Here is a 14282-nt window from a genome sequence, read left to right as displayed (position 1 = left end):
GAATTGGAATATAAATAAGCAAAGTGCTTTAAATTGAGTGAAAAATAACCTAATTAGACTAAAGTAGCAATCGTTCAAGGATGAATGGTCAGTCTATTTATTGAATATTTTTAAGTTATTGATTTTCTATTAATTAGATGAATATTCAATTTATAAATAGCGAATATCAAATTTTAGGCCTTGAATTCAGGCGCATTATTTTGTCGATACGCACCGGGACTGACACCTGTCCATTTTTTAAAAGCCCGATGAAAAGCACTCGGATCATGAAAATTTAGTTCTTCACTGATATCTTGTAAGCTTTTATCGGTATGGGTTAAAAAATCGATGGCAGTATCACGTCGGATATCATTTTTGAGTTGTTGATAACTCACACCTTCACTTTTAAGACGGCGATGCATCGTGGCTTCCGACATATTCATTTTGACTGCCAACTCATAAAACTCTAACCATTCGGCAGGAGAAACGTCTAAGAGTTGTTTGCGAATTTGGCTGCTAAGTGCATACGGGTTTTTAAAACGAACCAAGAGGTTTTCAGGCGTTTGTTGTAGGAATTGATACCAGGAACGTGTGTCTTGTTTGATGGGAAGGCTTAAATAACTGGCATCGAGCTGTATATAGTTTTGACTGGCTTGGTAATGAATATTTTCGCAGAAGCGAACTTTATAGTCGTGATCATCAAGCGGTGCATCACATTTAAATTGGATTTGGTTTAATAAAATCCGTTGACCACTTAGCCAGCACAGTAGCGTGTGGATGAGCATTAAATATGTGGCATAGCTGAACATGCGTTTAGGCGCATGTTGGTCATAGATCACGATATAAGCAAAGTGATCTTCAATGGTTAAATCGCTATGTAAGTCATCTAAAACCAGATTTAAAAATTGTAGGATTTGCTTGAGTGCATCACCCAATGTGCTGTTATGCATGACCATTTTCGACAGTAGCTTAAAACTACCACGTCGCATAGCATGCCGATCCATGCCAAAAAATTCATCATCCATCACATCTGCAAGATGAGTCCATAAAGCCGCATATTGTGAAACGGAAACTCTGGTTTTACGCGATAGCAGTAACTCTGAGGGTATACCAGACTTTTGTAAAATAGCAGAAATATCAAAGTGCTTTTTTTGCGCATCGTGTAATGCTTCATGCACCAAGTCGATAGAAATCGTCCCTTTGCTGTATTCGAGTCCATGCTTCGGCATATGTGCGGATAGGTCCTTGTTCAGAATTGTCCAAATACATCAGAAAAGATGCAACATTTGGAAATTGTACTGAATAAATTCTCTGTTTACTCTGCATCTTAAGTCGAATTTAAAACAAGACATCGTAAATAGGGAAATGCTATGGACATTAAAGGAAAAGTTTTTGTTGTGACAGGTGGTGCATCAGGACTAGGCGCTGCGACAGCAACACATCTGATTGGCTTGGGTGCCAAAGTGATTATTGTGGATATGAATCATGAGCATGGCGAAGCGATGCAACGTCAACTAGGTGATCATGCCAAATTTGTTCAATTGGATGTCACTGATGAACAAGCGGTCGGCGCTTTCTTTGCACAAGTTGAAGCTGAATTTGGTCAACTCAATGGCTTAGTGAACTGTGCAGGTATCGCACCCTCTGCAAAAGTTTTAGGGCGTGACGGATTACATGATTTGGCGATGTTCCAAAAAGTATTAAATATTAATGTTTCAGGCACATTCAATATGCTGCGCTATGCGGCACAACTGATTGCTAAATATGAATTAAAAGCAGGTGAAGAAGAGCGTGGCGTGATTGTGAATACGGCGTCGGTTGCAGCTTTTGATGGTCAAATTGGTCAGTCGGCTTATGCAGCATCTAAAGGGGCAGTGGTTGCAATGACATTACCTCTTGCACGTGAGCTTGCACGTGAGTCGATTCGTGTGATGACCATTGCTCCGGGCATTATGGAAACGCCGATGCTCAAAGGCTTGGCACAAAATGTACAAGATGCTTTGGGGCAAATGGTGCCTTTCCCACCACGCTTAGCAAAACCACAAGAGTTTGCAAAATTAGTGACGCATATTTTTGAAAACGCTTATCTCAATGGCGAAGTGATACGTCTTGATGGCGCGATTCGTATGCAGCCTAAATAGTTATTTATTAAAACTGCTTATTCAGGCTTCTACGACGGAGTCTTATCGAGAATAACTTCGTTGACAGTAGCTCATCTCATTACTTTTGTTTCGGCAAAAGTAACCAAAACCATTGTCATTTGCAAAACTCGTCATCAAGTATTTATTGATTTATAGGTCGCAGAAACATTTGAGATTAATGGCGTCCTGCCTCAGACAGTTGCAAATGACGTCGTCGTGTATCCAACTTTGCTTTATACAGCCAAAGTATTTTTAATTCCGCAGTTATCCAAAAATTAAAGCTATACACGCTATAAAAGATTTAGAAAAGGAAGTCTCATGATTTTAAATGATGAACAAAAAATGGTTCAGGACATGATGCGAAGTTATTCGCAAGAAAAACTGAAACCGACGGCAGCAGAGCGTGACAAAATGGCATCATTTCCTGCACAAGAGCTAAAGGAACTTGGTGAGCTGGGTGCTTTAGGCATGACGGTTTCGGACGAATGGGGTGGTGCAGGTTTAGACTATGTGTCTTTGGTTGTTGCCTTAGAGGAAATTGCTGCAGGTGATGGTGCGATTTCGACGATTGTCAGCGTACAAAACTCACTGCCATGTGGCATTACACAGCGTTATGGTACTGAATCACAAAAAGAAAAATACTTAAAAAAATTAGCCACAGGCGAATGGTTAGGTTGTTTTTGCCTAACAGAACCACAAGTGGGTTCAGATGCGAGCGCATTGGAATGCAAAGCGGAGCGTGATGGTGACGAGTGGGTGTTAAATGGCACCAAGCAATTTATTACCACAGGAAAACATGCCCAAGTAGCCTTAGTTTTTGCGGTAACGGATAAGTCTGCAGGTAAAAAAGGGATTTCGTGCTTTTTAGTGCCGACGGATGCGCCGGGTTATATCGTATCGCGATTAGAAGACAAAATGGGTCAGCATTGTTCCGATACAGCAACTATTGTTTTAGATGACTGTCGGATACCTGCAGATAGTCTCTTAGGTCAAGAGGGAGAAGGCTATAAAATTGCCTTATCAAACTTAGAGTCAGGTCGAATTGGTATTGCAGCGCAGTCTGTGGGTATGGCACGAGCAGCACTTGATGCAGCCGTTGAATATGCCAATGAACGAAAGGCATTTGGGGTGGAGATTGTTCAGCATCAAGCCGTGGCATTTCGCTTAGCAGATATGGCCACCCAAATTGAGGCAGCACGCCAATTAATCTTCCATGCAGCGACGTTAAAAGATGCCGGTTTTCCATGCTTAAAAGAAGCCTCGATGGCGAAACTTTTTGCATCGACAATGGCTGAACGGGTGTGTTCAGATGCCATACAAATCCATGGTGGCTACGGTTATGTATCTGATTTCCCTGTAGAACGAATTTATCGTGATGTGCGTGTCAGTCAAATCTATGAAGGTGCATCGGACATTCAACGGCTAGTGATTGCACGTGAAGTAACCAAAGGGTAGCTGATTAAAAAATAGACTTTTGTCGATGTTCAAACCCTGCAATGGCATTGATAGTTATGGAAATTGCAGGGCACATCCAAACATGGTTATCTAGGTATAGACAATCTAAGAATAGGTAATTTACGAATAGATAGTCTAAGAATAGACAGCCTAAGAATAGATTGTCGAAGAGTATAAGCTTCAAAACTAAAAAACCGACCTTGCAATCGGTGTATGGAAAAGCAGTAAAAGCAAACGTGGCAAAGGAATCGTCACTAGTACGCAGCGGTATAACAACAAGATTAATAAACCTCAAAGTATTGCACTTTGAATCATAGAGAACAGGATAGGAATTGTCGTCATGAAGACACTAGAACAAGCATATCGTGATTTTAATTTTGAAAAAATGGTTGCAGAACAATTGGTCGGTACGCCAAGTTCAATCAATGCTTATGATGAATGTTGTGGGCGCTATGTTGGGCAAAATCGAACTGCGCTGATTTGGGAAGGCAAGAATGGTGAATCTGAGCAATGGACTTTTGAGCAATTAGATTTATCTTCTGCACAATTGGCAAATTATTATCAACGCATTGGATTGAAAGCAGGTGATTGCATTGCAGGTCTATTACCCCGCACAGCAGAGTTATTGATCACCGTATTGGCAACATGGCGTATAGGGGCAATTTATCAACCGTTGTTTACGGCATTTGAATCCAAAGCGATTGAACATCGGGTGCAAACTGCGGGAACAAAGCTGATTGTAACCAACACTGAGCAACGATCAAAACTCAATCATATTGATTTACCACATATTTTAACCGTGCATGCCGATCAAGCAATTCAAACAGATCCTGACTTTTGGTCAGAGTTGCAATTGCATGACGCCACATTTAACTCAGTTCCCCGTTCATTTGACGATGAATTTTTAATGATGTTTACATCGGGAACGACCGGTTTAGCCAAGTCTGTACCTGTGCCACACAAAGCGTTATTGGCATTTAAAGGGTATATGACACATGCGGTTGATTTGCGTGATGAAGATTCATTTTGGAATTTGGCAGATCCGGGTTGGGCTTATGGTTTGTACTATGGAATTGCAGGGCCATTAAGTTTAGGACACAGCATTATTATGGATGAACGGGCTTTTAGTGTTGATCATGCACTTCAAGTCATCAAAAAATATAAAGTCAGTAATTTGACCGGTTCTCCAACGGCTTTTCGTATGTTCTTTGGCTTCAAAGAAAAATTTGACGCATCCATAAAATCACATTTACGGGTTGTGAGTAGCGCAGGTGAGCCGCTAACGCCTGAAGTGATTCAATGGTTTAATCACGACTTAAACGTCAATATTTATGACCAATATGGACAAACGGAACTTGGAATGGTGATTGCAAATCATCATGCTTTAGAACACTACAAAAAAGTGGGTTCAGCCGGTTTTGCTATACCGGGTCATCGTTTCGCGGTGCTTAATAAAGACTATCAAGAAATTGAACGTGGTGGCATTGGAACATTGGCATTAGATTGGTCGCAATCTCCACTCATGTGGTTCACAGGTTATGGTGGCAATAACCGTAAAGCCTTTGTCGGGAACTACTATTTAACCGGTGATACCGTTCGTTTAAACGAAGAAGGCGGCATTGATTTTGTAGGTCGTGCAGACGATGTCATTACAACGTCAGGCTATCGTGTAGGGCCTTTCGATGTGGAAAGCACATTATTAGAATGTGAAGAGGTTTTAGAGTCGGCAGTTGTTGGTAAGCCTGATCCTGAGCGAACTGAATTGGTCAAAGCTTTTGTGGTATTGAAACCACAATATCAAGCAAGTTCAGAACTCATGGATAAGCTACAAGCCTATGTAAGATCTCGTTTATCCAAGCATGCTTATCCAAAAGAAATTGAATTTGTGGATGGGTTGCCTAAAACATCGAGTGGAAAAATCCAACGTAACTTATTAAAGCAACAAGAAGTGGCCAAAGCGCAATTAATTCAAAAGGTCAGTTAAGTTTAGGCTGAGATAGATTAAAGGAAAGGCTGCGTAAATGCAGCCTTTTTTGATTTGCTTATTTAAGTTGGATAATAATTATTTTTGAGTTTGCAATTTTAATGCTGAGACATCGGTAAATGTTTTGGAAAGCTAATGAGGCAAAGCAGTGCAGAAATAAGTGCACAAGCAAACATGATTGTGACTAAACCTAAGCTGCCAAAACTACTAAATTTACCGGTTAAAGTTGTAATGATCGCACCAAAGCCAAATTGTAAAGCCCCTAATAATGCAGATGCTGTGCCAGCATTTTTATGCTGAAACATAAGAGCCAACTGGCTGCCGGTAGGCATAATGAAACCTAATAGTGCAACGGCAATAAATAGTGCGCTACAGAAGAATATTAGATTTGAATAGCCTAAGCATTGGGCAAGGAGCAATACAGCCATAATGAGCAAGAAACTGCTGTTCATGATTTTATAGGTATTCAGTGGGCCAAAGTTTTCATGCACTTTGGGGTTGAAGATTGCCGCAACAATTAAACCAAATGCATTGAATGCAAAGAGCAGGCTAAATTGGGTAGAACTTAGCTGATACTCACTGATAAATACACTGGCTGAACCAGCGATATAAGCAAAGAAGCCAGCTTGCGCAATACACAGTGTCAGTGAGTAAATGATGAACTTACGATCCCTGATAATTTGCCCATATAATTTGATGGTTTGTGAAAGCTTGAATTGTTGGCGCAATTCCACTTGACGTGTTTCAGGGAGCAGCACCGCAACGGCTGCCAATACAATCGCCGCATATACGGCTAAAAAAATAAAAATATTTCGCCATGAACCTAAAGCCTGTAAGCCATCGCCAACTAAAGGTGCTGCCACCGGTGATAGTCCTAATATCGCCAAAACCATCGACATCAATTTGCCCATTGCCGGACCTTGAAACTGATCTTTGATAATCGCAAAGGCAATCACCATCCCAATTGAACCACCTAAACCTTGAATAAAGCGAATTCATTGTAATTGTTCAACGCTTTGTGCAAATGTGCAGCCGATCGAGCCTAAAATATAAATCCCTAAACCTAAGTAAATAAGCGGCTTACGGCCAAATTTATCCGATAGTGGGCCATACATCAGCTGGCCAAGCATTAAACCCACAAAAAATGTCATCAAACTCAGTTGGATCGCACCTTCGCTACTCCCTAAAGATGTTGCCATAACGGGAATGCTTGGTAGGTACATATCAATACCTATCGGGCCGATGGTTGCGAGTAATGCAATGAGTATGGGCATTGCACGTGTATTTGATGCTGTCATAATGTGGTTGGATCTTGTGGAAAGCAGCGCATTCTGAAACTTATCGGTTTCCTAAGTCAAAGAGAGCAGCATTGGCAAAACTAGGCCGTCCTTTGGTCATGTCGGCAGAACAGCGGCGTGCAGAAATTTTTTCTATTGCAGAACAACTCTTTGGTGAGAAGGGCTTTGAAAATGTCACCATGTCTGAAATTGCGACCGCAGCAGGTATGTCTAAAAAAACGCTATATGTGTATTTTTCTGATAAACGTGAACTGCTTATTTCATTGGTTGAGTCGTCCTATATCTGGACTGAAGATGCTTTTGATGCCAATAGTTTAGATCGTGTGTTGGCCTTGCAAAATCAACTGAAGAAAATTGCTGAGCATGTCCTGTCCGAGCGGCATATTAAGTTGTGCCGACTGGCGATCGCAGAGCGTGTTGGTGTTGATGGAATAAGTGATACTTTTTATGAAAAAGGTATCGCCAAAAGCCGAGATCATTTGATTCATACTGTGAGTCATATTCCAAGTGCCCAATTTGTATTGAACTTAAATGCAGATATCATGGCGGATATGTTATTTGGTGCAACCATTTCGAAGCCTTTCGTCGATTTACTATTTTTAAATCAGCAGATCGATATGCAGCAGGTGTATACGGCAATTGAACAAAGTATTCAGGCTTTGTTTAAAATGTGAATGCCTAAATTTTCATAGCAAAATTGAATATTTATTTTCGTCCTTATCTTTGGATTGCTCGTTATAATGGCCTCGGTTTTATGTTTTAAATGAGATAGCAGAACATGGATGCACAGCTCGATCTAGATTCAGACATGGAATTAAGTGATGATGAAATGCATCTATACAGCCGTCAAATATTGCTTGATGGTTGGGACATCGATGCGCAAGAGAAGCTAAAACTTGCCAATGTACTCATCGTAGGGTGTGGTGGAATTGGTTGTACTACAGCCGAATTATTGGCACGTGCAGGCGTCGGACAAATTACTTTAATCGATGCAGATCGCATTGAAATCAGTAATTTGCAACGACAAATCGCGTATACAGAACACGATGTAGGTTTTTATAAATCGGAAATTTTGGCTAAACGATTACAAGCGATTAACACGCATATTCGTGTGCAAAGCTATACCACAAAATTAGATGAAAGCAACGCAAAGATATTGATTTCACAGCAAGATTTGGTTCTCGACGGTTGTGATAATTTCAGCACGCGTTATTTGGTCAATGCAAGCTGCGTAGAAAATAATGTGGCGCTGATTAGTGCTTCAGCGATTGGTTTCCAAGGGCAACTGTTTATGGTCGAAGGAAACGCGGCATGTTATGAATGTCTATTTCCAAAAGAACAGCATGCCAATGAAAGTTTGCGCTGTGCAGACTCGGGTGTGCTTGCAACCACACCAAATGTTATGGCAAGTTTGCAAGCTCATCATGCTTTGCTTTATTTGGGTTTAGGAAAGACAGTATTGAAACAAAAACTTTTGTTGTGGGATGGTCTGTCAATGAAACAAAAAATTCTCGCTTTTGAAATAGATCCCGATTGTCCAATCTGTCAGGCAAGATAAAGCAGCAAGCCCTTATTTTTTTGCTACACTCACGTTAATTATTTTTTTCTAAGACATTATGAAAAACAATATCTGGTTAGATGGAATTCGCTCGGTTGCCCGCATGGGTGAGACCGCTATCGTTGCGGCAAAAGCCGGCTTTAAATATGCAACTGAAAAACCAAGTAACGCAAAATTAATGCGTGAAACTTTTGAATCACTAGGTTCAACCTATATTAAATTGGGTCAATTTATTGCCAGTACACCTTCTTTATTTCCGCGTGAATATGTCGAAGAGTTCCAAGGCTGTTTAGATCAGACACCGTCATTGCCGTTTAGTTATGTGCAGCAGGTATTGGCTTCAGAATTTGCTGGTCGTAATTTAGATGAAATATTTGCTTCAATTGATGAAAAGCCTTTGGCTTCTGCATCGATTGCACAGGTGCATGCCGCTAAATTGGTCACTGGTGAAAATGTTGTTATTAAGGTGCAAAAACCGGGTGTCGAGACGATTCTCTATACAGATTTAAACGTCTTACATTGGGCTACTAAACTGGTCGAAAAAGCTGTACCCAAAGTCAAATTTGCTTCACTTGCAGATATCGTTGAAGAAATTAAAGTTCGCATGGTACGTGAGGTGGACTTTATTGAAGAAGCTCAAAATCTTGACGACTTTGTGAATTATCTGAACGTAACTCAAAACAAAGCCGCAACAGCACCAAAGGTTTATCACCAATATTCAACACGTCGTGTCTTAACCATGGAACGTTTATACGGCGTGCCATTGACCGATTTTGACGTGGTCAAGAAAGTCGCTAAAGATCCATCGCAAGTTTTGGTGACAGCGATGAATACATGGTTTGGCAGCTTGATGTTATGTAACAGTTTCCATGCAGACTTACATGCAGGCAACCTGATGCTGCTAGAAGATGGTCGAGTAGGCTTCATCGATTTTGGTATCGTGGGCCAGTTGAAACCTGAAGTGTGGACAGCATGTATTGCGTTTATGGATGCCCTACAAAAAACTGACTACAACTTGATGGCTGAAAACATGCTGAAAATGGGCATGACGGCTGTCAAAATTGACACACAAGTCTTAGCTGCCGATTTAGAGCGTTTATTTAGCGGTGTGCTTTTGGCTGATCCACAGGAATTATTAACCTCAAATCCTGCCGATTTGAATGACATCATGATGGATATGGTACAAGTCGGAGAGCGTCATGGTATTCGCTTCCCACGTGACTTCGCTTTATTATTCAAACAAATGTTGTACTTTGACCGCTTTATGCGCATCCTTGCGCCATATACTGATATTTATGCAGACCAGCGTATTCAAATGGTGCAGACTATGGACCCTAATTTATTGTTGAAGCAATAATTTAGCCGCAAGATATAAATAAAACCCTCCTTCTTTAACAGGAGGATTTTATCGATGTTTAAGATTTTAATTTGAGTGTAAGAATGGACGCAATTATCATTGAAGGTTTGAAAGTTGAGACCGTCATCGGCTGTTTCAATTGGGAGCGTCAAATTATTCAGCCTTTGATGCTCGACCTCAATATTCAAACCAGTTTAGCGCAGGCGGCTCAGTCAGATGAGCTTGAAGATACCTTGAATTATGCTGAAATTTGCGAAATATCAGCCAAAGTCATTCAAACTGCTCAACCTAAATTGATCGAACATGCAGCAAAACTGGTGATTGATGCACTTTTCGCTACCTATGACAGTATTGAATCTATTATGATTACCATCCGGAAGCCTGCCATTATCGCGCAAGCCAATTCTGTAGGAATTCGTCTTGAACGCCACCGAAACGATTTTCGCCCTAGCTCTGGCGAGTAATTTCAATCCCAAACCGCATTTTCAACTGGCTTTACGTCAAATTCAGGCTTTGGGTCATGCTGAATTTTCCAAAATTTATGTGATTCCTTGTCGTGATGGCATTGGGGCGGATTATTGGAATGCAGCTTGTTTGGTGAAAAGCAGTTTATCTGTAGATGAAATCAGCACCTTACTGAAAAAAATGGAAGCAGACTCAGGTCGTGTTCGTCCGTCTCATAATATCGCTTTGGATCTAGATCTGATCGCGTGGGGCGAAGGCTTAGCGCACATGCAATTTAATCCGAAAAAACTGCCATTAGCACTCGATGTTAAAATTCCAATGTTCGATATTTGGAAAAATGAGATGTTTGAACATCCAGCACATCAATTTCCTATGGTGAGTTGTCAAAAAGTTTTAGTGGATTGAGCGAATGAAACGCAATGTTTTCAATGCACATGAGTGGTATTTCAAACTGACCTAACTATGCTAGATAAACAATAACAAAAATATTCAAATCCTGTCATGGTATGCGCTAGCGTATAGGCTGTCGCAGGATTACATTATCTTTTTTAGCTTCAAAATAATGATATGAACTGGACTGATCTGATTCAGCATTATGGCTATATTGCGATTTTTATTGGCACATTGTTTGAGGGAGAAACAGTGCTGATGATTGGCGCCTATGCCGTCCATCAACACATACTTCATTTTCCAATGTTGATTGCAGTGGCGATGTTGGGCAGTTTTATTGGCGATCAGTTTTATTATCAAATGGGCGCTCGCTATGGGCAAAAACTTATCCAGTCGAATGCAGAATTTGCACAAAAATTCGATCGTGCGAGCCAGTTTATTGAACGTTATCCTATTTTGACCATTTTATTTATGCGCTTTGCTTGGGGTTTTAGAACTATTTTACCTATTGCAGTCGGTGTGCGTGCTTATCCTGTTTGGAAATATGTGCTGATTAATCTAGTTGCCTGTTTTATTTGGGCGATGTTAGTCGCAACGATTGGCTTCCAAATCAGTCATTATTTACATCTATTTTGGGCGAAAATGCTGCCTTATCATCAAGATATTTACATCGTTATTGCCGTTATTTTATGTATCGTATTCTTCCGTGTGCTCTATACGGTGTTGAAGTGGTGGTGTAAGCATCATCAACATTGATAAAGTGCAAGTGTTTGATCTGATAAAGTCGTCAAAACATAATTAAAAGATTTAAAGGGATATTTAGTGAGAGCAATATGGGCTTAGGTTATGGTGCGGGTGCGGGAGGTTTCCTTATTATTTGCTTTGCGATTTTGGTGCTATTTATTGTCATTGCGATTTGGTTGAGTTGGAATAATTGGTATAAAAAGCAAAAAAATCGACCATATAAAGTAAATGCGGTACTTAAAATTGGTTTATCTGGCGTATTGTTTTTCCCTTTATTTGTTGCAGTAACGCTTGGATTGTTCGTGATTTCAGATCTTAGTTCTGACTATGCAGAGTGGCAGCATCAAAAGAAAATTCATATACAGTTGCAGGAACCTTTAAACTTTGGAGAGGTTGTACTGCCTGAAGGCACGTGGATTAACCGATCATTTGAAACCGATTATACTCTGGAACAGATGACTGATATTCGTCAAGGTTTGACATCGGCTCGTTTTCCACAGCCGATTCAAATAGCTGGATTTGATGTTATTGCATTTGAGCTGCATCGCCATTTATTGCTTGAGTTGGCACATGATCAAACCGTTATGATGAATAACCAAAAAGTAATTTGTCCGGCAGGATGGCTGCTTGAATTAGGGGGATCAGGTTATCCGTCCACTGCACAACGTTATAGTTTGAATTTTGATTGGTTTACACCAAGTCGATGGCAGCCTATAAACTGTTTTGATGGTGAAGGAATTATTGTATTAAAGTCAAAAGATTTCTCATAAAAAAGCCTGCATCATTGCAGGCTTTTTTTTCACTATTTATAAAACTTAGCGACAATCATTAGAAAATCATTAAATGTAATAACTGGTTTTGGTCATCAGCTTTGAAATACCAGTCATGGCAATACGAACTGGAACAGGAAGGTCTACACCACCTGCATTGAGTGCTGTATCACGGTGATGCAGCTCATCTTCATTCATTTGCACTAAGATTTTACGTGAACGTTCGTCTTGTTCAGGAAGTTGGCGGATGTGATCTTCTAAATGCAGGCTCACTTGACGCTCAGTTTCAGCGACAAAACCTAGGCTGTATTGATCACCGGCAATACCTGCCAATGCACCCATCCCAAAAGAAAGGCCGTACCAAACAGGGTTGAGCAGACTGGTATGGCTGTCTAATTCTTTTAAGCGGTCTTCACACCAAGCCAAATGATCTTGTTCTTCAATCGCAGCTTGTTCCATTTCACGGCGTACATTTGGAAGTTTCGCGGTGAGGGCTTGGCCATGATAAAGCGCTTGAGCACACACTTCACCACTATGGTTGACCCGCATTAGGCCTGCCACATGGCGTGCTTCGCTGACTGCAAGTTGAGTCTTTTCAGCGACAGACGGATTTTCACGATGTGCAGCCGTTGCTCCGGGAACTAAACTACGTAAGGCCTGATCAAATGAGTGAATAAGTTTGTCGACACCTGTAAATTGACGCATGGATTAATCCTCCAGAGAGACTTGCGTAGTGTGAAGCAAAGGTTTGATGCGTAATAGCAGCCAAATACAAAAGATTGCACTGAGTACTGCAGTTATACAAAAAAGTATTTTAATATCAATCTTTAAAACACTCAGAATAATAATTGAAAATATAGCAGAAGATACCATAAATACCGCATTTAAAATGTTGTTTGCGGCAACGACTCGTGCACGATGTGAGCGTGGAGAATAAGCTTGCATCATTACATAGAGCGGAACGATGTAAAAACCACCACTAATACCTAATAAAGTCACGGCAATCATGACATGGTAATAGCCCCAACCTTGATGAAAAACTTCTGAAAGGTTAATAAGTGGGCCAGTTTGAGTAGGGACGAGGGTCAAACTAAAGGCTAAATACAGTGCAAATACCGTTAAACCTACAGCACCGATGGGAACCATCTTAATATTGACTTGAGTGCCGCCCAATTTACGACAAAGTAATGAACCCACGCCTACACCGACAGAGAAAAAAGTCAATAGCAAGCTAACGACATTTTCAGAGGCATGTAGGTTTTGCTGGGTCATTTGTGGAATTTGAGTGAGGTAGGTAGCACCATAAAACCAATACCACGAGTTCCCCAATAAAATGGTAAAAATCAGCGGCAAACTTTTGGCATATTTCATCGTTTGGTAACTGGTACGAAAAAAGTTCCAATCGATTTTTAAATCAGGTGTTGTGACATTTTGCTTAAGAATAAAACGACTGGTGATATAACCTAAAATGGCGATGGTCATTACCGTCAGGCTGATCCACATTAAATTGCCTTGTGATGAAGCAATCACTGCACCGCCCAAAATCATCCCGAATAAAATTGCCATGGATGTTGCCGATTGGAAGAGCGCATTGCCTGACATCAGCTCATTGGGCTTTAAAATTTCAGGCAAAATTGCATATTTGATTGGACCAAAAAATGTCGAATGGGTCCCCATCAAAAATAAAGCCAGCAACAATAACCATAAATGACCGGTCAGAAAGCCAATACTGCCGATGATCATGATGATAATTTCTAAAATTTTGATGCCACGGACAAGTTGTGAACGTTCAAACTTATCTGCGATCTGTCCCGCTGTCGCTGAAAAAATAAAGTAGGGTAAAATAAACAATAATGCAGCCAGATTGTTTAGCGTGCTGATGGGTAATGCCTGTTGTTGGATTAATCCATAGGTAATGACCAACAATAAAGCCTGTTTATAGACATTGTCATTGAGCGCCCCAAAAAATTGGGTCAAAAACATAGGCAGGAAACGGCGTGTACCTAGCAGATGTTCGTTGTTATTCATAAGCGTCTTGCTACATTAAGTTTTATTAAGAAATGTGAGTGATTGGTAAAATCTCTAAAAAAATCATGTAATATGTTTTTGAGTTTGGAGATGGCGAAAAACCAATAGATATA

13 protein-coding genes and 1 pseudogene are annotated in these 14282 nt (G+C 40.5%); 10 read left to right on the top strand and 4 right to left on the bottom strand.

The features are described from left to right. Window positions 1-173: 173 nt before the first annotated feature. Complete coding sequence (locus FTU12_RS07110; RefSeq protein WP_180114050.1) at window positions 174-1208, bottom strand: AraC family transcriptional regulator; 1035 nt, start codon at window positions 1206-1208, stop codon at window positions 174-176. Between the two features lie 141 nt (window positions 1209-1349). Between FTU12_RS07110 and FTU12_RS07105 the strand changes: the two genes are divergently transcribed. The 3 genes from FTU12_RS07105 to FTU12_RS07095 all read left to right on the top strand — a co-directional run bounded on the left by FTU12_RS07105 (window position 1350) and on the right by FTU12_RS07095 (window position 5559). Then, window positions 1350-2120 carry a 3-hydroxyacyl-CoA dehydrogenase gene (locus tag FTU12_RS07105; RefSeq protein ID WP_078188564.1) on the top strand — a complete coding sequence of 257 codons (771 nt, stop codon included), beginning with the start codon at window positions 1350-1352 and terminating at the stop codon, window positions 2118-2120. Between the two features lie 318 nt (window positions 2121-2438). Then, window positions 2439-3575, top strand: coding sequence for an acyl-CoA dehydrogenase family protein (locus tag FTU12_RS07100; protein WP_180114049.1), 1137 nt, complete (start codon window positions 2439-2441; stop codon window positions 3573-3575). 340 nt (window positions 3576-3915) lie between these two features. Further along, window positions 3916-5559 carry an AMP-binding protein gene (locus FTU12_RS07095; RefSeq protein ID WP_180004949.1) on the top strand — a complete coding sequence of 548 codons (1644 nt, stop codon included), beginning with the start codon at window positions 3916-3918 and terminating at the stop codon, window positions 5557-5559. 98 nt (window positions 5560-5657) lie between these two features. Here FTU12_RS07095 and FTU12_RS07090 read toward each other — a convergent pair. Next, a pseudogene (locus FTU12_RS07090) lies at window positions 5658-6833 on the bottom strand (multidrug effflux MFS transporter). 95 nt (window positions 6834-6928) lie between these two features. Here FTU12_RS07090 and FTU12_RS07085 point away from each other — a divergent pair. The 7 genes from FTU12_RS07085 (at window position 6929) to FTU12_RS07055 (ending at window position 12141) form a co-directional block, all read left to right on the top strand. Further along, a complete protein-coding gene (locus tag FTU12_RS07085; RefSeq protein WP_180088172.1) occupies window positions 6929-7531 on the top strand; it encodes a TetR/AcrR family transcriptional regulator in 603 nt (200 codons plus the stop codon). Window positions 7532-7635: 104 nt separating this feature from the next. Then, window positions 7636-8415, top strand: coding sequence for a HesA/MoeB/ThiF family protein (locus FTU12_RS07080; RefSeq protein WP_180114048.1), 780 nt, complete (start codon window positions 7636-7638; stop codon window positions 8413-8415). Window positions 8416-8473: 58 nt separating this feature from the next. Beyond that, entirely contained in the window at window positions 8474-9772 is a 1299-nt protein-coding gene (locus FTU12_RS07075; protein ID WP_180114047.1) for an AarF/ABC1/UbiB kinase family protein, read from the top strand. Between the two features lie 83 nt (window positions 9773-9855). After that, entirely contained in the window at window positions 9856-10236 is a 381-nt protein-coding gene (folB, locus tag FTU12_RS07070; RefSeq protein WP_078188558.1) for a dihydroneopterin aldolase, read from the top strand. Further along, entirely contained in the window at window positions 10193-10642 is a 450-nt protein-coding gene (locus FTU12_RS07065; RefSeq protein ID WP_111884984.1) for a 2-amino-4-hydroxy-6-hydroxymethyldihydropteridine diphosphokinase, read from the top strand. The genes folB and FTU12_RS07065 overlap by 44 nt, the downstream gene beginning before the upstream one ends. A 162-nt stretch (window positions 10643-10804) precedes the next feature. Next, window positions 10805-11383 carry a DedA family protein gene (locus FTU12_RS07060; RefSeq protein WP_257227296.1) on the top strand — a complete coding sequence of 193 codons (579 nt, stop codon included), beginning with the start codon at window positions 10805-10807 and terminating at the stop codon, window positions 11381-11383. Window positions 11384-11460: 77 nt separating this feature from the next. Further along, window positions 11461-12141: a hypothetical protein gene (locus FTU12_RS07055; protein ID WP_180048876.1), complete on the top strand. Its 681-nt coding sequence runs from the start codon at window positions 11461-11463 to the stop codon at window positions 12139-12141. Between the two features lie 69 nt (window positions 12142-12210). On the opposite strand, the gene coq7 is transcribed toward FTU12_RS07055, so the two are convergent. Both coq7 and FTU12_RS07045 read right to left on the bottom strand, forming a co-directional pair. Continuing rightward, entirely contained in the window at window positions 12211-12846 is a 636-nt protein-coding gene (gene coq7, locus FTU12_RS07050) for a 2-polyprenyl-3-methyl-6-methoxy-1,4-benzoquinone monooxygenase (protein ID WP_168377720.1), read from the bottom strand. Window positions 12847-12849: 3 nt separating this feature from the next. Beyond that, on the bottom strand, window positions 12850-14169 hold the full coding sequence (locus FTU12_RS07045; protein WP_180114046.1) for an MFS transporter: 1320 nt from the start codon (window positions 14167-14169) through the stop codon (window positions 12850-12852). Window positions 14170-14282: the final 113 nt, after the last annotated feature.

It is taken from the genome of Acinetobacter sp. YH12063, assembly GCF_013419715.1.
Classification (GTDB): Bacteria; Pseudomonadota; Gammaproteobacteria; order Pseudomonadales; family Moraxellaceae; genus Acinetobacter; species Acinetobacter amyesii.
This window is presented reverse-complemented; position numbering and strand designations above follow the sequence as displayed.

What these genes read in the sequence shown, in the direction of transcription:
- FTU12_RS07110 (WP_180114050.1), bottom strand. Translation starts at nt 1,208, where the DNA reads ATGCCGAAGCATGGACTCGAATACAGCAAAGGGACGATTTCTATCGAC.
- FTU12_RS07105 (WP_078188564.1), top strand. Translation starts at nt 1,350, where the DNA reads ATGGACATTAAAGGAAAAGTTTTTGTTGTGACAGGTGGTGCATCAGGA.
- FTU12_RS07100 (WP_180114049.1), top strand. Translation starts at nt 2,439, where the DNA reads ATGATTTTAAATGATGAACAAAAAATGGTTCAGGACATGATGCGAAGT.
- FTU12_RS07095 (WP_180004949.1), top strand. Translation starts at nt 3,916, where the DNA reads ATGAAGACACTAGAACAAGCATATCGTGATTTTAATTTTGAAAAAATG.
- FTU12_RS07080 (WP_180114048.1), top strand. Translation starts at nt 7,636, where the DNA reads ATGGATGCACAGCTCGATCTAGATTCAGACATGGAATTAAGTGATGAT.
- FTU12_RS07075 (WP_180114047.1), top strand. Translation starts at nt 8,474, where the DNA reads ATGAAAAACAATATCTGGTTAGATGGAATTCGCTCGGTTGCCCGCATG.
- folB (WP_078188558.1), top strand. Translation starts at nt 9,856, where the DNA reads ATGGACGCAATTATCATTGAAGGTTTGAAAGTTGAGACCGTCATCGGC.
- FTU12_RS07060 (WP_257227296.1), top strand. Translation starts at nt 10,805, where the DNA reads ATGAACTGGACTGATCTGATTCAGCATTATGGCTATATTGCGATTTTT.
- FTU12_RS07055 (WP_180048876.1), top strand. Translation starts at nt 11,461, where the DNA reads ATGGGCTTAGGTTATGGTGCGGGTGCGGGAGGTTTCCTTATTATTTGC.
- coq7 (WP_168377720.1), bottom strand. Translation starts at nt 12,846, where the DNA reads ATGCGTCAATTTACAGGTGTCGACAAACTTATTCACTCATTTGATCAG.
- FTU12_RS07045 (WP_180114046.1), bottom strand. Translation starts at nt 14,169, where the DNA reads ATGAATAACAACGAACATCTGCTAGGTACACGCCGTTTCCTGCCTATG.